The sequence below is a fragment of the Butyrivibrio sp. VCD2006 genome (assembly GCF_000423925.1).
In the GTDB taxonomy this organism is placed as follows: Bacteria; Bacillota; Clostridia; order Lachnospirales; family Lachnospiraceae; genus Butyrivibrio.
Map to the genome: position 1 here is coordinate 134,320 of NZ_AUIX01000015.1, position 24,206 is coordinate 158,525.

At 42.4% G+C, this 24,206-nt stretch carries 12 protein-coding genes and 1 other annotated feature; all 12 genes read left to right on the forward strand.

What is annotated here, in order from left to right:
- Positions 1–283: 283 nt before the first annotated feature.
- The 12 genes from G586_RS0107420 (at position 284) to G586_RS0107490 (ending at position 24,199) form a co-directional block, all read left to right on the forward strand.
- Positions 284–1,264 carry a phosphotransferase family protein gene (locus G586_RS0107420; protein ID WP_026527246.1) on the forward strand — a complete coding sequence of 327 codons (981 nt, stop codon included), beginning with the start codon at positions 284–286 and terminating at the stop codon, positions 1,262–1,264.
- Positions 1,265–1,283: 19 nt separating this feature from the next.
- Complete coding sequence (locus G586_RS22105; RefSeq protein ID WP_051204628.1) at positions 1,284–2,657, forward strand: MATE family efflux transporter; 1,374 nt, start codon at positions 1,284–1,286, stop codon at positions 2,655–2,657.
- A 443-nt stretch (positions 2,658–3,100) separates the two neighbouring features.
- Positions 3,101–3,439 (forward strand): metal-sensing transcriptional repressor, encoded by a 339-nt coding sequence (locus tag G586_RS0107435; protein ID WP_081674271.1) that lies wholly within the window; start codon positions 3,101–3,103, stop codon positions 3,437–3,439.
- A gap of 74 nt (positions 3,440–3,513) precedes the next feature.
- Positions 3,514–6,066, forward strand: a complete 2,553-nt coding sequence (locus G586_RS0107440) for a heavy metal translocating P-type ATPase (protein WP_026527248.1) — start codon at positions 3,514–3,516, stop codon at positions 6,064–6,066.
- A 266-nt stretch (positions 6,067–6,332) separates the two neighbouring features.
- Positions 6,333–10,088, forward strand: coding sequence for a M4 family metallopeptidase (locus tag G586_RS24770; protein WP_051204629.1), 3,756 nt, complete (start codon positions 6,333–6,335; stop codon positions 10,086–10,088).
- 450 nt (positions 10,089–10,538) lie between these two features.
- Positions 10,539–13,616 carry an endo-1,4-beta-xylanase gene (locus tag G586_RS24775; RefSeq protein WP_196811556.1) on the forward strand — a complete coding sequence of 1,026 codons (3,078 nt, stop codon included), beginning with the start codon at positions 10,539–10,541 and terminating at the stop codon, positions 13,614–13,616.
- A 411-nt stretch (positions 13,617–14,027) separates the two neighbouring features.
- Positions 14,028–14,365 (forward strand) — a binding site (T-box leader).
- A 146-nt stretch (positions 14,366–14,511) separates the two neighbouring features.
- Complete coding sequence (metG, locus tag G586_RS0107465; RefSeq protein WP_026527249.1) at positions 14,512–16,314, forward strand: methionine--tRNA ligase; 1,803 nt, start codon at positions 14,512–14,514, stop codon at positions 16,312–16,314.
- 414 nt (positions 16,315–16,728) lie between these two features.
- Positions 16,729–18,636 carry a sensor histidine kinase gene (locus tag G586_RS22125; protein WP_242831982.1) on the forward strand — a complete coding sequence of 636 codons (1,908 nt, stop codon included), beginning with the start codon at positions 16,729–16,731 and terminating at the stop codon, positions 18,634–18,636.
- 48 nt (positions 18,637–18,684) lie between these two features.
- Entirely contained in the window at positions 18,685–20,268 is a 1,584-nt protein-coding gene (locus G586_RS0107475; RefSeq protein WP_035772716.1) for a response regulator transcription factor, read from the forward strand.
- Positions 20,269–21,096: 828 nt separating this feature from the next.
- A complete protein-coding gene (locus tag G586_RS0107480; protein ID WP_155834049.1) occupies positions 21,097–21,636 on the forward strand; it encodes a hypothetical protein in 540 nt (179 codons plus the stop codon).
- A 244-nt stretch (positions 21,637–21,880) separates the two neighbouring features.
- The gene (locus G586_RS0107485) at positions 21,881–23,053 is read left to right on the forward strand and encodes a sugar ABC transporter substrate-binding protein (RefSeq protein ID WP_026527252.1); all 1,173 of its coding nucleotides are present in this window, start codon (positions 21,881–21,883) and stop codon (positions 23,051–23,053) included.
- Between the two features lie 198 nt (positions 23,054–23,251).
- Complete coding sequence (locus G586_RS0107490) at positions 23,252–24,199, forward strand: ABC transporter permease (protein ID WP_026527253.1); 948 nt, start codon at positions 23,252–23,254, stop codon at positions 24,197–24,199.
- Positions 24,200–24,206: the final 7 nt, after the last annotated feature.

A 24,206-nucleotide genomic window follows, 5' to 3' on the forward strand; every position in this document is an offset into this window, starting at 1 on the left:
CTATTTAGCCAGAGAGAATGGAATGGGATACTAGAGTCAATGGGAAGTCAGGGGAAAGCTTGTGGTACTAAAGCATTAAAAAAGAGCGTAGATTCTGAATGCACAGAATTGTTGCCACAGTAAAACATAGCGAAAAGACATGTTGGAATATGCCAGGTGAGCTGCGAACATGTCCTAACATTGAAATATAAAACAGTGTAAAAACAGGCTAAAGGCGTGAAAGCAAAGGCCTGTTTTTTGTTTTGTGATAATTTGTATCAAGAGAAGGAAGGAGGTATAGATAATGGTAGTAAGTAAGACAAAATATGAGGCTTCGGAAGCGGAGATTAAGGAATTGTTTGCTTTACATAAAGTTGGAGATGTAACTGAAATTGCACCGTTGGGGAATGGAGAATTCAATGCAGCATATAAGGTTACATGTGATAATGGAGTTAGCTACGCTTTAAAGATAGCACCCCCGGAAAATGCGAAGGTTCTTAGCTATGAGAAAAATATGATGGAATCTGAGGTTTTCTGGTACTCGCAAATGCATGAAAAGACAGATATTCTCTGCCCTAAGGTTTATGCCTCTGATTTTTCAAAGGAAGTGATAAAGAGTAACTGCTTCATCATGGAGATGATGGAGGGGGAACCCTTGTGGGCGATGAATTTCTCCGATAAGGAATATGAAGAGGTCCAAAAGCAGAAGATCTGCATGCTCACAAAAATCCATAGAATCACAAATGACAGATTTGGATATATGCAGATGGGACTTATGCCTTCATGGTATGAGGCGCTTAGGAATATGGCACTTAAGCTTGTTACTGACTGTAAAGAGCTTGGCTATGGTACACCTGATGGAGAAAAGTTTATAAGCCTTATCGATAAACATGAAAAGCTCCTTAGAGCAGTGCCTTGTCGCATGGTGAACTTTGATCTTTGGGACAGCAATGTTTTATTTAATGCAGGGACAGGGAAAATTTGTTGGATTGACCCTGAACGTGGTTTTTGGGGTGATCCTGTTGCAGACTTTATCACGCTTGGATCCGGCCAGAAGTCGCCGCTTTCAGATAAGCAGAAGGAACTTGATATTTATAATGAGATGGCGGAGGAGAAAATTCAGCTGACAAAGGATACAGAGATCAGATATGCCCTTGCTGTTTGCTATCTTGCGCTAATTGAAGAAGTAGAAAAATATGTCAGATATGAGTCAGATGATCCCACATACATCAGGAATACTGTTGATTCAAGAGACATGTATGATATGGCATTTGGGATCCTCTGACAGATAAAGAGGAGTTAAAATGAACAAAAATATAAAAAGGATACTTGCTATAGCGATTCCTATCATGCTATCTAACCTGATTTCTCAGCTTCAGATGATGATAGATCGCGTATTCATAGGAAGACTTTCTCTCGAGAGCATGAGTGCCGTGGGTAATGCCTCTACACCTATGTGGACAACCATGAGTGCAATCTTTGCACTTACTACCGGTGCAACCATACTTGTGAGCCAGGCCTATGGTGCAAAGGAAATTGAGAAAGCAAAGAAAACACTTGCATCGCTGTTTAAATATAATAATGCACTTGGAATAATCTTATTTCTATTCTGGTTTATATGTCCGCAGGTTGCGTTTAACCTGATGGGTGTGGATGAGAGTATCATCGGAATGAGTATCGACTATGCCCGCTATTTTGCACCGATATTCATATTGACCGGAGGTGGGGCTTCTATAAGCTGCATGCTTCAGGTGAGCCAGAAGACACAGATAATGATATGGTACGGCGTATCGAGATCCGTAGCAAATGTAATACTTGATTACGTGATGATCTTCGGACATTTCGGATTCCCTGCTATGGGAGTAAAGGGAGCAGCTCTGGCAACAACTATTGCGGAATTATTAGGTGATGCAATAGTACTTATATACGTGCTTACTACAAAGGATCTGGAGCTTAGACCATCGTTATCAGACATACTAAGAGCAAAGTTTGGACTGTTTGTTGAAACAATCAAATACGGTGCACCTGCTGCTTGCGAAGATTTCGCGTGGAATCTTGGGAATCTTTATCTTATAGCAATGCTTAATCAGGTTTCAGTAAAAGCTGCGGGAATCCATTCCATCGTATTCGGAGTAGAGGTTATGGCGGTTGTTTTGGTTTCATCAATAGGAACCGCAACGCTTTCTCTTTCGGGATTTGAAACAGGTAAAAAGAGTGTTAAGGGCGTATGGGACGTTGTGCTTTCGTCAGCATTCCTTAGCTGGGCGATTTGTGCTGTAACACTCATAATATTCGTCATATTCCCGGGACAGATACTCGGATTATTTACAGTTGATAAAGAAGTTCTTGCTGCGGCCGGCCTTTATCTTCTTATTGCAGGGTTAGATTTGTTCCCTAAGGCCGGTAACATGATCTTTGGCTCCGGAATCAAGGGGTATGGAGAACCTTCATGGATGCTTAAGACTCAGCTTATCGGAACTGTGTTTGTTATCACAGCAAGCACTATTATGATCACACAGCTTCATATGGGTATTATGGAGATATTCATTCTGGTAGTTGTGGATGAGACTCTTAGATTTGTTCTTAATTATGCAAAACTGAATCATATTAGAAGGAAAAGCGGAGTTCTGGAGAATTCAGGAAATGCTGCTGACCAGCTGGCCAGGAAATGCGTTTAATATAGGACGAGAATCAAAATTTTTTCCGCAAAAAGTCAAGAAACCTTCCTCCTTACATGCTATAACTTATTTATCGGACCGATATGTAGCAAAAAATGGAGAGCTTAAGAATGGCTAACAGTGTTGAAACTCACATTGGAGCTTTTATCGGGTTCCCTGACAGAGTCAGCGCCAAGAACGTCTTTGATGAAATTGCAAAAAACATTGATGAAATTCATAATCTTTAAAATGGAACCTCATGTCGGCAGACATGAGGTTTTTTACTTAATAAGATATTTCCTCGTTTTTTTTCATGCAAAAAAGCGCAATGACAATGGGCTTTAAAAGGAAAGTGTAAGCCTCATTATTAAATTGTAAAAAATCTAATTGACAAGATACCCTATAGGGGTATATGATGCAACTATCAGGGAATACCCCTTGGGGGTATGTTAAGGAGATATCATATGGCAAAAGATTTAGATACAACAGAAGAGATACAGGAAACGTGCGAATGCTGCTGCTCAGGCAAGACCAAGGAGAGAGACGAAAAAGAGTTTAAGGACCTCATGAATAGATTAAAGAGAATTGAGGGACAGGTCAGAGGCGTTGAGGGGATGCTTCAGAATGACGCATATTGCACGGATATTCTGATGCAGGTTTCGGCGATTACCAGTGCTCTTAATAGCTTTAACAAGGCACTTCTGGCTAATCATATGAAAACCTGCGTTGTGGACAACATAAAAGAAGGCAACGAAGAAGTGATAGATGAGCTTGTGACAACTTTGCAGAAGCTTATGAAATAACTACTTTACAGAAGTTTATGAAATGATTGTTTTGCAGAAGCTTGTGAAATAACTAAGAAGATATAGGTGAAAATATGGAGCAATACAAGGTAACAGGAATGAGCTGTGCCGCCTGCCAGACCAGAGTTGAGAAGGCGGTTAGTGCTGTTGATGGTGTTGACAGCTGTGCGGTGAGCCTCTTAACAAATTCAATGGGCGTCGAGGGAACTGCCAGACCGGAGGATATCATAGCTGCGGTCGAGGCAGCAGGCTATGGCGCCAGCATTAAAAATGGCAGTGATAATAAAGGTACGGCAGCAGCTTCTGATGATTCATTAGCTGATACTGAGACACCCAAAATGAAAAAGAGACTGATAGCTTCGGTCATCTTTTTAATTCCCCTTTTGTATGTTTCTATGGGACATATGCTTTGGGACTGGCCTCTGCCGGGATTCCTTGATGGCAATCATGTGGCCATGGGACTATATCAGCTATTGCTGTCCGGAATCATCCTGGTGATCAATCAGAAGTTTTTTATTAGTGGCTTCAGAGGTCTTATCCACCGTTCTCCGAATATGGATACCCTGGTAGCGCTGGGAGCTACTGCATCGTTTTCATATAGCGTAGTCGCGCTTTTTGGAATGACAGGCGCGGTGCTTGATAATAACACCGATCAGGTCATGTACTACATGAATCAGTTTTACTTTGAGGCAGCAGCCACGATTCTTACGCTTATCACCGTGGGGAAAATGCTCGAGGCAAGATCCAAGGGAAAAACCACTAATGCTCTCAAAGGTTTAATGGATCTTTCTCCGAAAACTGCGGTTGTGCTGCGTGATGGCATTGAGAACACAGTTCCGATCGAAGCCGTAAAGGTCGGAGACAGATTCGTGGTTAGGCCCGGGGACAGCATACCTGTCGATGGTATTGTCAAAGAGGGAGAGAGTGCGGTAAATGAGGCAGCACTTACAGGAGAAAGTCTCCCGGTTGAGAAGAGCGCAGGAGATACAGTATCTGCGGCCACCATAAACACTTCAGGTTATATGGTTTGCGAGGCCACAAGAGTAGGCGAGGATACAACTCTTTCGGCTATTATAAAAATGGTAAGTGACGCCGCTGCAACAAAGGCACCAATTGCTAAGATCGCTGACAAGGTATCGGGAGTTTTTGTTCCGGTGGTTATTGGAATTGCGGTTATTACATTTTTTGCATGGCTCCTTGCTGGTCAGGGCGTAGGCTATGCGATGGCCAGAGCTGTTTCGGTACTTGTTATCAGCTGCCCCTGTGCGCTGGGACTTGCAACTCCGGTGGCGATCATGGTAGGAAACGGCATCGCTGCGAAAACCGGAATCCTGTTTAAAACGGCAGCTTCACTTGAGCAGGCAGGCAAGACACAGATAGTCGCTCTTGATAAAACAGGAACAATTACAACCGGTGAGATGAAGGTTACTGATCTTATCGCAGCACCTTCGGTATCCGAGGACGAACTTCTTAGAACAGCGTACGCGCTGGAGTCCAAGAGTGAGCATCCAATTTCCAGGGCCGTGACTGAATATGCATCAGGAAAAAATGTCGAGCTTTCAGACACTACAGAATTCGAGGCTTTGTCGGGAAAAGGACTTAAGGCAAGACAGGGCAGCGATGCTATATATGGCGGAAACCTCCAATATATTGAGAGCGTTGCCGGTAAGATTACGGATGAAATCAGACAGAAAATTGACAGTCTTTCAAGACTTGGAAAGACACCGATTTTGATAGCTAAAAACGATAAACTTCTTGGTGTGATCGGTGTTTCGGATGTGATCAAGGAAGATTCACCGCAGGCAATTTCGGAGCTTAAAAAGCTGGGAGTTCATGTGGTCATGCTGACAGGTGACAATGAAGTGACGGCGGAGGCTATAGCAAAACAGGCGGGTGTCGATGAGGTTGTCGCTTCAGTTAAGCCTGATGGAAAAGAGGCAGTTGTAAGACAGCTCATGGAGCATGGAATGGTAACCATGGTTGGAGACGGGATAAATGATGCACCTGCTCTTACTTCCGCAAACCTTGGAATTGCCATCGGTGCAGGAACGGATGTTGCCATCGATGCAGCAGATGTTGTTTTAATGAAGAGCAGCATTAAGGATGTTGCAGCGGCCATCAGAATATCAAGAAGTACACTTCGGAATATTCATGAAAATCTTTTCTGGGCATTCTTCTACAATGTTTTGGGAATACCGCTCGCTGCAGGCTGTTATGTGGCAGCCTTTGGATGGGAGCTTAACCCTATATTCGGTGCTGCAGCCATGGGACTTTCAAGCTTTTGCGTAGTATCAAATGCGCTGCGTCTCAACTGGATAAAGCCCTATGACAATACAAAAGATAAAGCCATTAAAAATGCCGTAACAGGTATTTTAATAGAAAAAGAAATTAAAAATGAAACAGTAAAGGAGACAAATGAAATGAAGATTACAGTTAACGGAATGATGTGTGAGCACTGCGAGGCACATGTAAAGAAGGCACTTGAGGCAATAGATGGTATTGACAGCGCAGTAGCATCTCATAAGGATAACCTTGTTACTATAACCAATTCAAAGGATGTAGATGAAGCTGCTATTAAAGCTGCAGTTGAAGATGCCGGTTATGAGTTCGCCGGAATCACTGAATAATTTACTAATTCCCATAACCGGAAGGTTACTGAGCCTCGGTGCCCCCAGAGCCAAAGATATTGCCAAAAAGTAAGAAGAGGCCGAGGCTTAGTTACCTTTTGGATGGGGAATTTTAGTGATTTAAAAAATACACTTTCTTCCTATTGATATCCACTCGTAAATTTATTAAGATTTAATCTGTGTAATTGCGCGAGAAACTGCCTTATTGTGCAATTACACGGAGGAACAAAATTTTACAAAAAGAGAGGAACGAAAGGGGAAAAGGTATGAAAAAAGGTAACACCTTAAGACGACTGTTAGTTGTACTAATGGTCATCTTTCTTTGCTTTGGCAATGCTACGCCTTTAGCAGTGCCGACTGTTATTCACGCGCAGGCAGCGTCTGTAAGTATCAGTCAGAAAAAAGCAAACCTTGTAATCGGTGAGACACTTCAGCTTAGTGTCAACGGTGCAAGCAAAGGCGTCAAATGGAAGACTTCAAATAAGAAAGTCGCATCAGTCTCCAGTTCTGGAGTGATAAAAGCTAAAAAGAAAGGAAAGGCCACAATTACTGCAATCGTTGGCAAGAAGAAATATACTTGCAAGGTTAAAGTTAAGATTGGCCTGTCTGAAAAAACAGTTGCACTTGGCAAGGGTGAGAGCAAGACGGTTTCACTTAAGGGTGCAAAAGCTAAATCTTTTAAATCCAAAAATACGGCAGTAGCAACAGTAACAAAGACAGGAATGATTACGGCTGTTAATGAAGGAACAGCTAAGATCGTCTGCACATCCAAGAGCGGTAAGAAATATTCCTGTAAAGTAAAGGTTACAGATCCTAAGATCAATAAGACCAGCACAACTATTCTTGTAGGTCAGAGCGAGCAGCTTTCAGTAAGCACATCACTTAGTGTAAGCTGGAAGTCATCAAAGACAAGCATTGCAACCGTTGATAAGAACGGTGTCGTTAAGGGTATCAAGTACGGCGATGCTAAGATCACAGCTACAGCAGGTTCTAAGTCATACTATTGTGATGTTCAGGTTAGATATGACAGCAATGTTATTCACACCATTAACTTTGATACAAATGGCGGAACACCTGCAACAATTGCACCTCAGCAGGTTCGCGGAAATGATAAGGTAACTCAGCCGGCTCCTCCATATATCACAGGAAAGAGCTTTGACGGATGGTATAAGGATGGTCAGAGATATGACTTCACAACACCTGTTGGTTCAAGCTTTACACTCGTTGCACGTTATTCGGATATATCAGATAACCTTACTGATGATATAACAGATCTTGGTGATATTATTTATCTTCAGTCACAGGGAGTAATCAGGGCTAACTACAATAAGGGCGGCGTTGTCGGTGCTATCGATGGTAAGTTTACTCGTGAAACTGCTACAGATAAAGCTTCTGCAGCATCAGTGCTTAACCATGCTAAGAAAATCATTGCTGGAAGTAATGGCAACTTTAATGCCGATGCAGATAATATAACTGTTAAGCAGAACGATTCCGGAAACGGAGTAGAGAACTATTACAGTGTTAGCCAGGAGAAAAATGGAATTCCTGTAATAGGTAATGAGGTTATCCTTTCCACAAAGGCTAACGGTGAGGTAACTGGTCTGTTTAACAACTATGACGTTAAAATCAAGGATGTCAGCACAAGTACAAGTATAAATGAGGAAGCTGCAAAGACAGCAGCAATCAACAGCGTAAAAGCAGACGAAGCCCTTGGCGCATATATGGAAGAGCATGCAAATGAGACATATAGCAAAGAGGATCTGATCAACAAGTTCTGTGAATGCCTTGATACGGATGCAAGACTTGTCATTTATGTACCCGATGAGGGAGAAAATGCTGCGCCTGCACTTCTTTATGAAGTAACAGTTAAGGTGAACTATAACAAGGTAACAACTGCATCTGTAAGTGTTGATAACGATATCCTTATGGGTGCTGCAAGCGTTATCGGAGAGACAAGAGTACTTGTTAACGAAGAAGGCGAAGATTCTTCAGTGGCAGAGACACCTGCAACTACTGAAGAAAATGCTACTCCTTCAGAGGATACTGCACAGACAGATGAGCAGCAGCCTGCAACTGAAGAGACAACAGAAGCAAGCAGCAACGCTGAAAATACTGAGGCCGCTGAAAATGCTTCAGATGATACAAATGTACAGCAGACTGAGGCAGAGACTCCTGTAGAAGAGCAGGTATCAGAGGAAGAGGCTTCTAACGTAAGCGAGGAAGCTGACGATACTAAGAAGTCAGAGGATGAGAATGCTGAGCAGGCTACAGAAGAGACACCTGTAGAAAATGCAGAAGAGGCACAGCCTAAGGATACAGAAAACGAACTTGCAGATCCTACTGCTACAACAGAGGAAGATGCTGAAACTCCTCTTGAGGAAAAAGAAGTAGAGCCTGCTGCAAGAAATCTTGATGTTGATGATGCAGCTCCTGTAGTTCCGCGTCTCGACAGAACCTACTATATTTTTGCAAATGGTAGTGATGCAGGAACAGTTGATTTCGTTGTTGATCATCATGAAGGTGTATCTGTAAGTGCTAAGGATCACAGAGATGCAGATCGCAACATCGAAGTAACTAAGGATGGCGATAACTACAAGCTTTCAGATACTGTAAGAAACATCAAGTCACTTAAGGCTGATAAGGGAAGCTTCCTTTTCTACAAGTATCCTATAACACCCGGAAGCTTTGAGACATTTACAGAAGGTAACTTCAATACCAAGGCTGTTTCAGCTCATGCAAACATGGAAACAGTTTATGACTTCTACAAGAACGTTCTTGGAAGAGATTCCTTCGATGGTAATGGAGCAGAGATTAATGTGACATATGACTACTTCAATGCAGGAGTATGGAACACTAATTACTACAATGCTTACTGGACATCAGATGATCAGCAGTTTGTTATCGGTAATGATGGTAACCTTGCAGACGGACTTGACGTTCTCGGACATGAGTTCACTCACGCTGTTGTAAACTATGTAGTTGGTAACGGAGGAGACAGAACTCTTACATACCATGGTGAGTCAGGTGCCATGAATGAGTCTTATGCTGATATCATGGGTAACCTTATCGAAGGTAAGACCGGCGATGATCGCTGGCTCCTTGCTGAAGATACTGATGAGACCTTAAGAGATATGCTTAATCCTGAATCAAAGGGTGACATCGGACATTACAGCAATATTTATCGTGGAAATGAAGATAATGGCGGAGTACATTCAAACAGCGGTATCTTCAATAAGGCAGCAGCTCTTATGATGTCAGATTCAAGAACAGCAGATGTATCACGAGAGACTTGGGCTAAGTTATTCTACAATTCACTTTATGAGCTCGGAACAGATTCTAACTTCCTTGCAGGTAGAAGAGCTATCCTGTACGCAGCTAATAAGCTTGGCTTTACAGCTGATCAGACTCAGGCAATCAAGGATGCTTTCGATGCTGTTGGAATTACAGAGCTTAACGTAGTACAGATCACTCTTACATGGGGTGAGACACCCAGAGACCTTGATTCACACCTTGTAAAGCTTAATCCGGAGAATCCTTCGGGCTCAAAGATCTTCCATGTTTACTACCAGAATAAGACTTACAAGAAGGATGGAGAGTTGGCTGCAGATCTTGACTACGATGACACAACATCATTTGGTCCCGAGAATACAACTATCTACGATATGACACCCGGTGTTTACTACTTCTTTGTACATGACTACACAACAAGAGACAGTGAGACATCAACAAAGATGGCACAGTCTAACGCAAGAGTTAAGATGTACAAGGCAGGTGAGCTTCAGAAGGATTACTTTGTATCACCTGATTCAGCAGGAACAATCTGGAATGTATGTAGAATAGAGGTTAAGGAAGACGGATCCGTAGAATTCACTGATAAGAATATCTACTCAGGCGGTAATGTACAGTATCCTTCAACCGCAGTTCTGAATGCTGATGGAGTAAATGGCAGCGAAAGTGATGAAGAGATTTCAGCACTTATGGATGAAGTAATCGCTGACATCGAGAACTCTGTAAAGGAATAATTATTGATTCCTGACTATTCATCATGGCTTGGAATTTTAATTAAACTTCAAACTCCTCTCAATGTGTTTTGCATTGAGGGGAGTTTTTATATTATGAAAATACTTTCAAGGGCTGTAAGAGCACTTTGAAAAGCAAATTCTTAAGAAAAACTTAATCTTGATTAAATACGCAATATATGCGCAGTAGAAGCAATTTGTGACAAGTTTAGAGAAAAGAAACTTGTTATGATGTATTTAATTGAACAAGCATTAATGTACTAAAAAAAGTTTATAAAGAAAGGAGGCATCAAAGAATAGGGAATTGAGGGGGCTTTACGGAAGCTCTTTAATGAACTCCACCGACTGAGGGGGTGGAAGCATGATAGGGGTTGCTTTCAAAGGTGCAGGGAATATAGGGACTTCTCTAGGTTACATGTGAATACTGATTGTTTTTACAAAAAAGGAGAAGGTATGAAAAAGCGAGATAGAAAGAGCTTATTTTCTAAGTTCTTGGTTATTGTTTTTTTGTTATGCACACTTGGAACGTTTTTTAAAACAGAAGTAAAAGCAGCAAGTTACAGCTTCATGGACACATATGGAGCTAAGTATGGTTATTCAGGAAACTGCGTCCACACATATATGCTAAGGGACGCTAATACAGTTAATGCTATCAAAAAGGATTCTAATATCGTCACACTCGGTAATGAGATGAAGCCCGATTATCTTCTTGGAAGCAGACAGGCAACACTTATTACTGTTGATGAAGCGAGAAGACTTGGATATTATATTCCGTCTAATTATTCAGAGCGTTATGTGCCAAAGCTCGATTTTAGTACAATCGATGAGGCAATAAAGATCTGCTATCAAAATGGTCTCAAGATGAGAGGACATACTCTGGTGTGGCACTCTCAGACTCCCACATGGCTTTTCAGAGAAAACTATTCCGGAAACGGAAGATTTGTCAGCACAAGTACTATGGATGCACGTCTCGAGTTTTATGTAAAAACAGTTATGGGACATGTTTATTCCAGTCAGTACGGAAGCACTGTTGTTTTCTGGGATGTTGCAAATGAGATCCTTCACGCCAACAATTCAGGTTGGGAATCAGTTTATGGAAACAATAGAACAAACGCTTCTTATGTGAAGAAGGCATTCAATTTTGCTTATGAAGTTCTCGAGCAGTACAAGCTCACGGATTCCGTTAAGCTTTTCTACAACGACTACAACACATACATGGTAGTTAATGATGCCATCACACTTATCAACTATATCAATCAGGGTAAAAAAGTCTGTGCCGGAATCGGTATGCAGTCACATGTCAGCACAGAGTATCCTTCAGTAGATTACTACACAGCTGCACTTAATTCCTTTATCAAGGCAGGCTTTGAAGTGCAGATCACTGAGCTTGATATTAAGAATAAGGGTGACCAGGATCTTAACAATTACACCTACAATCTCTTTAAGAACATTAATACAGCCAAGAAGAATGGCGGAAACATCACCTGTATTACTTGGTGGGGACCTTCTGATGCTGAAACATGGCTTAGAGGCGAAAAGCCCCTTCCGTGGTCAACAATCGGTAATCCAAAGGGCGCTTATGATGCTCAGGTTAATGCTTACCTTGATGTATTCGGTGCACCGGGACAGGGTTCATCTCAGACAAATCCTCAGCCCGGACAGCAGAGTGGACAGACAGGAAATGAGAATTCCACAGCACACATAGATGATGGCTGGTATTACTTAAAGGCAGTTCAGTCACAGAAATATCTTTCCGTGCAGGGTAACAGCGCAAGCGGATGGACAAATGTATGCATCAATACAGGAACAGGTGTTGATGGCCAGAAGTGGTATGTAACAAATACAAATGATGGATACATCAACCTCACATCCAAGCTTGGCAACTTCATGCTGGACGTTGCTAACGGTGAGAACACTAATGGAGCAAATGTCGGAATCTATCAGGCATATGGCGGAAATGCTCAGAAATTCGTAGTTAAGAACACTTCTAACAGCGGCTATTACACAATTGCAACAAAGTGCTCAAACGAGAGCAAGTACCTTGATATCTATGAAAAGAAGACAGCTGATGGTACAAACGTATGCCAGTGGACTTACAACGGTGGCGCTAATCAGCAGTGGCAGTTCGAGAAGGTTGATGCTACGCAGTCTCAGGATCCTCAGCCTACACCTGATCCGGAGCCTACTCCTCAGCCTACACCCGATCCTGAGCCTACACCTGAGCCCACTCCTGATCCTGAACCCACACCTGAACCTACACCCGAGCCGACACCTGTAGCATCAGGACTTAGTCTTGATTATTCTGTAAACAGCTGGGGATCAGGCTATCAGATCAGCTTCAAGATTTCCAACAATTCAGGAAACACAGTAGATGGATGGACACTTAAGGTAAATAAGAATCAGGTTAACCTTGATTCAAGCTGGAACGTGAATGTAACAACTGACGGTGATTATTATGTGATCACACCTGTAGACTGGAACAAGACTATTGCAAACGGACAGAGTATTGAGTTTGGTTCAATAGGCGTTGGACAGGTTGGAGATTCATTTGACTATTCACTTGATGGCAACGGAGTTGGCACAACAACCGGTGGAGAGAGCGGCTCTCAGGCTGGTGGACAGACCGGCGGAGAAACAGGCGGACAGACAGGAAGTGAAACCGGTGAGCAGCCTTCAGGCGGTGAGTCAGGTCAGCAGCCCTCAGGCGGACAGGCTACAAATCCTAATTACAATCCTACAGCTACAATAGCAAATGCAATTCCTTCGAAGTATTCTGCGGTTAGAAATGGTGATGGGGCCGGAACTATTGTTAATATCTCTTATACTGCTCATGACACTCAGGCAAACGGAAGAGCATATACAAAGAAAGCTAACGTATATCTGCCTGCAGGCTACAGCCCGGATAAGAAGTACAGTGTACTTTATCTTCTTCACGGCATCGGCGGCAATGAGAATGAGTGGGGTATGACAGGTAATTCATCTACAGTAAAAGCTATCATGGATAACCTTTCATATTATGGAGATATCGATTCCTTTATCGTTGTAACACCTAACGGAAAAGCATCAGCAAGCGGTTCCGTGGATTCTTTCTACAACTTTGGAAAAGAGCTTAGAAATGACCTTATTCCTTACATTGATTCTCACTACAGCACCTACAGTGACAGAGATCACAGAGCATGTGCAGGTCTTTCAATGGGTGGAATGCAGACAATAAACATCGGTATCGGCGAGTGTGTTGATCTGTTCAGCTACTTTGGAGCATTCTCAGCAGCACCTACAAGTAATACCGCATCAAAGACAGCATCTATCCTGAATGGTAATCAGTACCCGATTCACTATTTCTACAATATCTGTGGACTTCAGGATGGAACAGCTTATGCAAGCGCATCTTCTGCTGCAAAGAATCTACCTTCAGTATGCAACCAGTTTGTAGACGGACAGAACTTCATGTGGCAGGAGCTTGATGGCGGACATGATTTCAACATCTGGTATCTTGGCTTCTACAACTTCGCTCAGATCGCATTCAAGTAATGTTCTGTTAAAAGCATTTAGAAAGAATTTGATTTACAAACTATATAGAAGTACAAAACAGGTCCTACTCCGAAAGGGGTAGGATCTGTTTTTTTATTTAATAACTAAAACTTTACATACCCGAAAGTGCTCTAAGCCTCTGTCTCTTTTGGATATGCTGCTTTTTGTAATAATGTCTGCAATGTTTGCAGCAAGCCCGGAAGTGGTCTTGGACTTTATATATCCAAAAAGCTCATGGAGAAGATGGGCGGAGAGATTTTTTCATCTATTGATGGCGGAGATATCAGTATTACGCTGGTGCTCCACAGGGTGAGATGAATGGAAAAGGATAGAGGTTTACGATAGAGTTTTTGCCTAATAAAAATTTTGAAATCTAATATTGACATAATAATGTCACTGTACTAACCTATGAAAAAGGCTGTGAAGGGAAAGAGTAGGTTGTTTGGAGCTTTACAGAGAGTCGGCGTTTGGTGAGAGCCGGTGAGCAAGGAACGTCTGAACATGGTCCTGGAGCTGCGTACCGAGGTGAAAACTTAGGCTACGACGGGTGCGCCCGTTACAGTGCTAGACTATCGATAGGGAGATGCCATCAGCGAAGCTGATTATAATGCATCGACAGTATTGCCGCCGACTGAAAGGGAGGGGGCGACACAAGCAGATCATTTCCCGTCCGTAGTTGATAAGGCTCATATCGTGAGGTGTGAGTGAATTAGGGTGGTAACACGAAGCTTATAGCTCTCGTCCCTGAATTTAATTTCAGAGAGGAGGGCTTTTTTATTATCGTAAATGGCTGATCGATGATAAAGTTCGCGTCTCTCGGGATACTATCCAGTATTTCCGGTGCGAAAGACCTCCGCTCAACACAGTTTCATGTTGCAAAAGGAGGTAATGATTTATGAAGAGAAACATTTTAATCGGAGGGGCATGGCCCTATGCAAACGGATCACTGCACATTGGACACATAGCAGGATTATTGCCGGGGGATGTACTGGCAAGGTATCACAGAGCTATAGGTGATAAGGTATATTTTGTGTCCGGAAGTGACTGCCACGGGACACCTGTGGCAATCCGCGCGAAGTCAGAAGGAAAGTCACCAAAGGAAATCAGTGATCATTATCATGAGGAGTTTGTGGATGCTTTCAATCGTCTGGGATTTAGCTATGACTGCTACACCAAGACATCATCAGAAGAGCATAAGAGTTTTATTCAGGATTTCCACAGAAAACTTTATGAGAGTGAATATATTTATGAAAAGGAGACTCCGCAGGCATACTGTGAGCACTGTGAGACTTTTCTTGCTGACAGATTTGTAACAGGAATCTGCCCCAAGTGCGGAGAACCTGCCAGGGGAGATCAGTGTGATCTCTGCGGTACAGTTCTTGATCCGGAGAGTCTTAAGGAGCCTATCTGTGCTGTCTGTAAGAACCCGGTGACATTCCGGGATTCGAAACACCTTTATATTGCCATTTCCAAACTTGAAAAACAGCTTCGTAACCTTGTGGATAATGGTAAGGATTGGCGTAAGAATGCAATAGCTTTTACAAACCGCTATATTGATGAAGGGCTTCGGGACAGAGCACTGACAAGAGACCTTGATTGGGGAATTCCTGTTCCCAAGGAAGGCTATGAGAATAAATCAATATACATCTGGGCTGAGAACGTGCTTGGATATCTGTCTGCTGCGAAGGTTGCGGCAGATAGAAGAGGTGAGAGCTTTGAAGAGCTTTTTGGAGTAGATGGTAAGGATGCCTTCAATAGTACTGATGAGAATATTGAATCCGGTAGTAAATGTGGCTTTATAGAGCGGAGTATAAAACACTACTATGTACATGGAAAGGACAATATTCCCTTCCACACAATTATTCTTCCGGCGCTGCTTATCGCCCATGGCGCAGGTTACCATCTTCCTGATCAGATTGTTTCAAGTGAGTACCTTACACTTGAGGGAAGGAAGATTTCCACAAGCCAGAACTATGCAATCTGGGTTAAGGACCTTCTTGATAAATATGATCCTGACTCTCTTCGATACTACTTCCTTGCCAATGGACCTGAGAAAAAGGATGCAGATTTTTCATGGACGGAATATGTGAATAATCACAATGGTGAGCTCCTTGGCGCTTACGGCAATTTTGTGAATAGAAGTCTTGCGTTTATAAACAAGTATTTTGACGGTGTTGTGCCTGAGAGGAAGAATTCAGATGATGGTGTTAATAGAGTAGAAGCTTATGAGGGAAATAAAGTTACAGATGGTTCAGAAGAAGTGACCTGTGACAATTCAAAAGAAAAGACTGGTAGTGTTAAAGGTGATTGGAATAGAGTTTTGGATGATCTTTTTACCTCTACAGGTCAGAGAATTGAAAAAGGGAATTTCAAGGACGCAATTGAGGGAATCTTTGAAGTGGTTCGAAGGGCCAACAAGTTTTTTGATGACGAGGAGCCCTGGAAGACAAGAACAAATGATGATGCAGCTTGCAGAGATACGTTGTATCAGTGCGTGCAGATTATTGCTAATCTTGCAGTTCTTCTTGCACCCTTCCTTCCTTTCTCTTCCGAGAAGGTATGTAACTGGCTAGGGATTTCTGGTGAGTGGGAATTTAAGAAGGTTCCTGCTGGATACAGACTTCCCAAGATTCAGATATTGTTTGAGAGACTTGATAAATCAGTAATTGAGGAGGAGAGGGGTAAACTGAGCCTTTAATATGTTGGCAAGCTTAGTGTTCTGGTTATTTGAATGGACTAATTATTTATGTGAAATAAGATATAATGAGTATCGACATGAGAAACGATAATTAACAATATGGCAATAGAAGCAGCAATAAAGCGATAAAATAAAAACGGAGTAGTCATAAAGATTACTCCGTTTTTGTTTTTTATGCTATTATCATAAACAGAGAAGATATTTTACCAGACATTTTTACAAGGTGTTTTGCGATTTTCACCTATCAATAATGGCCATGACTATGGACAACCTTCACCTGCTCTGTCTGATTTGTTCGCGCCGGCAGGCATGTGAATGCTAAAGTAGCCTCCTGCGTTTGGAGGTTAATAGGATTAGGTAGTAAACATAATCGCAATATAGGGAACATGGGTATGAAAAAAAATAAAGTGGACTATGCGCCAGGCCATTCTAGGGCTGGTCATCTTGTGTACGCTCTTTGCAATTATTACTCAGACAGTGGTGTTTGAGGTGGTGTCGAGGCAGCAGATTCGTGGGGAGAGTTTGCTTAATAATGATGAGACACTTCAGCGCATTGAGACGGAACTCAATTCCTATATTCATGGCATTATTGTCAAAATGCAGACCATTTACAATGAAAAGCAGCTTGTCTATGACATGAGACATGCAGATAAAAAGCACAAGAAACGCACGGATCATTACTGGGATGCGTGGCACATTTCTGAGAAACGCTTTGATGCATCGGATCAGCTCCTTGCCATGTATATCTATGACAATAATGATAATCTTGTAAGTTCCTTTAGAAAACAGCCATACAATTATTCATATGATCTTTATAAAACTGAGCAATACGTCAACATAGCACACCTGAAAAGTTTCCTTGATTCAGAAGACTATGCGGTTGTTCTGTCAGGTTATCACAACGAAGAGGCAGATCAGGATGTGGTCAGATTCATGATGAAGCTCCACACATATGATGGTGACAAATCTCAGTTTGGTTACTACATCTGTGACTTTGGATCACTGAATATAGCTGATATCATGAGCAAATATATCTCATCAAGAGATGTGTACGTGTGGTTGCAGCCCCAGGGAGATGCAGCAATCGCACAGGTGGGAAATACCACAAAAGAAGAAAGTAAGCTGTTTACTGGATTATCTAAGATGATTGCAACTTCCTCAGAGGAATTCCCTGAGTTTGAGGATGAGTATGGAGCTTTTTACTTAAACAGCAGACCTTCTGAAAAATACAATCTTCACATTGTGATGCTTACGCCACAGTCTCTTATGATGCATACACAAAGTGCATTGGCAAGAACGCTGACATTCATTGCGATTTTTATTATTCTTGGAACTCTTTTTTTGGGAATTCTTATGTCGGAATATATCTACAGACCGATGGCACAGCTCAACAAGACAATCAAGAAGATCAAAAACGGAAATACTGATCTTAGGGCGAAAACCGATGGCTGGAGTGAAGAACTTAAGGTCATGGGTGAGGAATTCAACGAGATGCTTGACCGAATGCAGCAGATGGTCAAGGAGGAATATGAGGCAAAGGTTTTCATGGAACGCACACAGTACAAGGTGCTACAGGCTCAGGTTAATCCGCATTTCCTGTACAATACTTTGGACACCATGAGCGGAATTGCGGCATCTCAGGATTGCACTTTGGTGAGCGGACTCTGCCAGTCACTGTCTGCGATTTTCAGATATAGTCTAAATATCTCGGATACACAGTCGACGCTGCAGCAGGAAATGGCCCATGTAAGAAACTATCTATATGTAATGGATGTGCGAAATGGTAATACAGTAAAGTACACCTATCAGATAGATTCCGATACACTTGATGACAATATTCCAAGGATCACCCTGCAGCCTATTGTTGAAAATGCGTTGCAGCACGGGCTTCGCAATACCAGAAGGAAAGACAAGGAGCTAATCATCTCATCAAAGCATGAAAACGATAAGCTTGTGATAACAATAGAAGATAACGGTGCAGGCATGGATGCCGCGGCAATGAATGAGCAGCTTGAAAAGGCTGACATCGGCAGAATTGAGCTGGGACGGTCTATTGGGGTTATGAATGTAAACGCTCGTGTTAAGGATGTTTACGGTGCCGGATATGGAATTCATTATGAAAGCATTCCGGGTGAGGGGACAAAGGTAACAATCGTTCTTCCTATCGTCAGAGAAGGCGAAGATGAGCAGCGGATAGGTGAGACTATCATAGCAGCGAAGAGTGAGCAGGAAATAGCTGCAAAAAACGAGCATGTGATGACAGCAAAGAACGAGAAGGGAAAAGCTGTAAAGAATGAGAGCGTTATTGAGACACCTGCATAAGAAGTAAAAATGGCAACTTAGTTTGAACATAATATAGGGAGGTATAAAATGGGGTCAAAATATAAGGTCTTGTCGGCTGATGATGAATTATGGAGCCGTGAAAATATCAGACGTATGCTGGCGTGGGAGGATTATTCAATTGATTTCCTTGAACCGGCCTGTGACGGGGAGGAGGTTTTAGAGAGAATACCCGAGGAAAAACCGGATATTGTCATAACGGATATCAATATGCCTTTTCTGAGCGGCCTTGAACTGCTTGATAAAATTCACAGTGAATATCCGGAAATTATAACTCTGGCAGTAAGTGGCTATGATGATTTTCAGAAGGTGAAGGGTGTTTTCATGGCAGGAGGAATTGACTATCTTCTTAAGCCTGTAGGGAAAGCACAGCTTGTGGATTCACTTAGTAAAGCACTGAAAACGCTGGAGGAGAGAGAAAAGGAAAAGGCTGCCACAGAGGATAGTCGTCTTCGCGAGAGCTATGTTTCATCATTTCTTGAGGATGATGAATTTTCATCTCTCTTAAACGGAAAGCTTTTCAGACCAAGAAAAGAATCCCATGTGCCAAGTACAAATGTGTTTTCTGAGATATCAACTATCCTTGTGAAATTTCATGATGTTGAGATTTTAAAACAAAACTATGACAGGGATGTTTTGCGGATGTCCTATGACATGAAAACAAAGCTTCGGGAACTTATCGATGTAGAGCGGTCGATAGTTTTCAATTATACAGATAAGGTGAACGAATTCATTATCGAGCTAAATGCAACTCCTGCTAAGCTGCGACTCATCGCTGATCGGATACATGCGACATTTCCTATTGAGATGCAGGGGCCTGTGACAATTGTCATTCATGATCAAGCGAGCTCACTTGATGATATCGCTACGGTTTACAGAGAGATGATTTCCGAACTGGTAACGAGACCATTTAGCAGGGAGCATAGTATTGTTGCCTGCTCAGGTGGCGAGAGGATCATGAAGCTTCGAGACCGCTACACTGACAGAATAGAGCTGCAGATAGCAGGACTCCTTGGAAAACATGATATAAGTCAGGCGAGGAATATTATCATGGAAACAGCTGGCCTTAATAGGTGTGACACAGCCGGATGGAGTCTCTTTGAAGTGACGCAGTTTACAACAGGTGTCATCAATACAATTGCTGAGCTTGACCGCGACGGGAATTATCGTACCTATGAGGAAGTGCAGGATGCCATCAACTATGGTCTTAGGACTTTGAATAAGGAGATTATTCTGGACAACATTGAGCTCGCACTTCAGATAGCAGCAGGTACCGGGGCTTCTGAAAACAGCTCAATAGACAGTCAGGTTGAGAGCGTACATGATTACATACTTGAGCATTTCATGGATCATCTGTCTCTGTCAGATCTTGCGGAGCAGTTCTATGTTGAGCCAAGCTATCTCTCCAAGAAGTTTTCACAAAAGTATGGGGAGACCATAACTGCCTGCATCACAAGATGTCGAATGGACAAGGCAAAGGAGATGATGAGGGATGAGTCTAATAAGCTGGAAGTAATCTCCTTCGAAGTGGGATACGATGACTACAACTATTTCAGTCGCGTATTCAGGAGGTTTGAGGGTGTGAGCCCCACGGAGTATAGAAAAAAGCTGTGATTCAGGTGGCTGTTGGAGCTATGGTTTGAGCTTGTGATTCAGGGAGATGACATGGTCTTGTGATTTGTAGTGATTGCTAGAATTGCTAGAGTTGCATCAAAGCGCGGCCGCAACAACAATTTAGGAGTAGTTTCGGCCGCGCTTTTTGCTTGCTTAATGATTTTTTAGAAGGACTATTGTAACAAGACGCGGCCGCAACAGCTATTTGGGAGTAGTTTCGGCCGCGCTTTTTGCTTGGCTTATGATTTTTTAGAAGGACTATTGTAACAAGACGCGGCCGCACTAACTGTTTAGGAGTGATTTCGGCCGCGCTTTTTGTTTGCTTAATGATTTTTAAGAAGGACTATTGTAACAAGACGCGGCCGCACTAACAATTTAGGAGTAGTTTCGGCCGCGCTTTTTGCTTGGTTTATGATTTTTTAGAAGAAGAATTGCACCAAGACGCGGCCGCACTAACAATTTAGGAGTAGTTTCGGCCGCGCTTTTTTACTTGCTTCATATGATTTTAGAAGATGTCCTGCGACTTGAACCAAAAGCCTACGTAACAGATTAAAGAATTAGAAATAGACAAGTAAAAATCTACTTCAAAATTTTGACAGTGACTTTTTCATAATTGTGCTAATTACAAAAAAATACAATTGCTAAAATAACATCGTAGACAGGAATAAATGGCCTGTTTGCGATGTTTTTTCTTTGAGCAGGGGGCTTCTTTAAGAATAAAATAAACGTTTATAACGCATGAATCTTGCAGGAAAGTACTGCTTAGGGGATAGAAAATGGGAGGGAAATCCGGTGTTCAATCATAGATCATCAAGTGATAGGAAAAATATGAATAAAGAAAGCAGAGTATTAAACAAGAATAAGAAGCATATAAAAGAATTACTTAGAGTATTTGTAGCAAGTAACAGGACACCAGTTTTAGCGGTGCCGGTAATACTAGCATTGGTATTAACAGTAGCATTAACATCAGCGTTTACACTAACCGGTTGCAGTTCAAAGAAGAATTCTCAAATTGACACAACAGATGGCATAACAAATATTCTCGACTACGTGACGGTAGATTTTAGCGGGAAAAATGGGGAAGGTACCGCTTATGTAAATGTGGACTACGACGGAATTGAGACAGAGATGGTTGGCGGAGAAGAAAAGATAAAAGAGATGGATGAGGTTGAGGATCTTTCTGCACTTACAAAATATATCAACGCTGTTTCATCAATCTCTTTCAACATTGACAAAAATGCAGGACTTTCCAATGGGGATCAGGTTATCGTCTCTGTAAGCTATGACGACACTGCAGCCCAGGCAGCAGGAGTGAACTTCGGAGATCAGAGCAGCAAGACCTATGAAGTGAAGGGGCTAAAAAAGTAAAAGACCTAAAAAAGTAAAAGGGAAGAACAAGTATTACTGGAAATAGTAAAAGACAGAACAAGTTAAAAATAAAAAACTAAACAGAAAACAAATAAAAGAGTAAAAAAACGGTACCATAGTCGGTCCACGGCCGGGATCGATAGAAAATATCTATTTCAATGTTTCTCCGGACGCAGAATATACAAATTGATAATTGAGATATCCAGTGATCGGAGCAATACAACTTAAGGAGGGTTACGGATATATGAAAAAGAGTATCAAAAGATTGGGAGCACTGCTCATGGCAGGTATTATGACCGCTTCTCTGATAACCGGTTGCGGAGGCAGTGCCGGCTCAGGTGCGGCAGCAGCTTCAGCAGGAGGAGATGGAGGAAAAATCAAGATTGGTGTATCAATCTGGAGTTCAACAGACGTTCTTGGCAGCCAGTGTAAGAAGATTGTAGATAAGGCTGCAAAAGCTACAGGCGTTGATGTTCAGTATGTTGATCAGGGGCATGTATCCGAGCAGGTTACAGCATCTGTTGAGCAGCTTTGCGCAGCAGGATGCCAGGGTATCATTATTTGTAATTCAGCAGATTCTGAGATGACTTCAGCAATCAATACATGTACAGAGCACGGTGTTTATATAGCACAGTTCTTCCGTATTATTTCCAAGGACAACAGTCCTGAAGTTTATAAGACAGCATGCGATTCCAAGTATTATGTCGGCGCAGTTCATGAAGATGAGGTTACAAACGGATATACACTTGTTAACCTTCTTCTTGAGAATGGCGACAGAACAATCGGACTTGAGGCGTGGACAGTTGGTGATGCTACATTCCAGCTCAGATGGCAGGGATATCAGCAGGCAATCGATGAGTGGAACGCAGCTCATTCAGATGATCCCGCAACTATGACAGAGCCTGTATATGCAAACACTTCTTCAGAAGAAGGTGCTGCAGCAGCTATGTCACTTTACAATTCAAATCCCGGAATGGATGCCCTCATCGTTGCAGGTGGCGGTGGCGATCCCCTTGTAGGATCAATCGGTGCTTATGCTAACGAGGGCCTCACAGGACAGATTGACGTTGTATCAACAGACTTCCTTGATGACCTTGCTGATCAGCTCAAGTCAGGCGGAATGTTTGCAGAGTCAGGCGGACACTTCTGTGATCCTCTCTTCGCATTCTATCTTGTACTTAATGCAGTAAAGGGCAACTATGTGAAGGAAGAAGGAACCTTCGGTTATGAAATTCTCTTCCCTTATCTGTATGTATCATCACCTGATGACTATTCAAACTATGAGAAGTATTTCGTAAACGACGATCCTTACACAGATGAAGAGCTTGCAGAGATGGCTTCTTACAGCTTCGACGAACTCAACAAGGCTGCTTCTAACCTTTCAATTGACGACGTTATTTCCCGTCATAACAACTAATCAGATGATAGGGCAAAAGATCGAAATATGATCAGGCCGATGGCTTGGTAAAATGGGCCATCAATACAAACATAAGATGATAAGTGCTACGTATCTCCATGATTCTGAGATGCGTAGCACATTACCACGACTACTTAGTGAAAAATGAATGAAGCTTTAAAGATGTAGAAAACAGAGCTTCATCATTCGGGAGGTTTTATGAGTAAGTTTCAGGAATTTAAACAGAGCCATTGGTATGGTCTTGCCATGCTGGCTGTGCTTACATTTGTGTTTTGGGCGTTTTTCAAGATGCTGGCGCCACAGACCTTCGGAGATTTAGGAAAACTTCAGACATATTTAAAGACGGCTCTTTATTATGCTGTGGGAGGCTGCGGTCTCTACTTTATCTGCGTAATGGGCCCTTTTGATATGAGTGTCGGAGCAAACATCGTGCTTTCTTCGGTGCTTGCAGTAAATATGAGCGAAAGGTTCGGATATGCAGGACTCCTTATAGCACCTATGATAAGCGGCGTGCTGGTTGGGCTTCTCAACGGACTTGTATATATAAAACTCAGGATTTCATCACTTATCGTAACAGCAGGTCTTTCCCTGGTTTATGAGGCCTTATCCATTTTTGCTACCAATGGAAAAGAGGCAATTCTTGCGCCGCAGTACAGGGCTTTCGGAGACTATCCGGGAAATCTTGTTCTTGCCCTTGCAGCATTTTTCCTCTGCGGATTTATCCTTAAGTACACTAAAATCGGAACCTATACCTATGCGATTGGCTCCAACGAGGTAGTTGCTAAGAACATGGGTGTCAATGTTGATAAATATAAAGTGGTTGCATTTGTTCTTTGCGGATTCTTTGTAGGTGTTGAGGCTATTCTGACAATATCCTACGGGACCTCCATGACAAGTGCTTCAAACCTTGCATCAATGAGCCGAAATTTCCCGCCTCTTATGGGAACGTTCTTCGGACTTGCTTTTAAAAAGTATGGGCATCCTGTAATCGCCATCGTGGTAGGCGAATTCATAATTCAGCTGCTTTTCCAGGGCTTTGTTGCTCTCGGCGCACCCACCACGGTTCAGAACATCGTTACAGGTGTTGTTCTTCTTGCAATAGTAACCATGACCATCAAGCCTGTGAAGGCTGTAGTTGTTAAGTAAGGAGGGG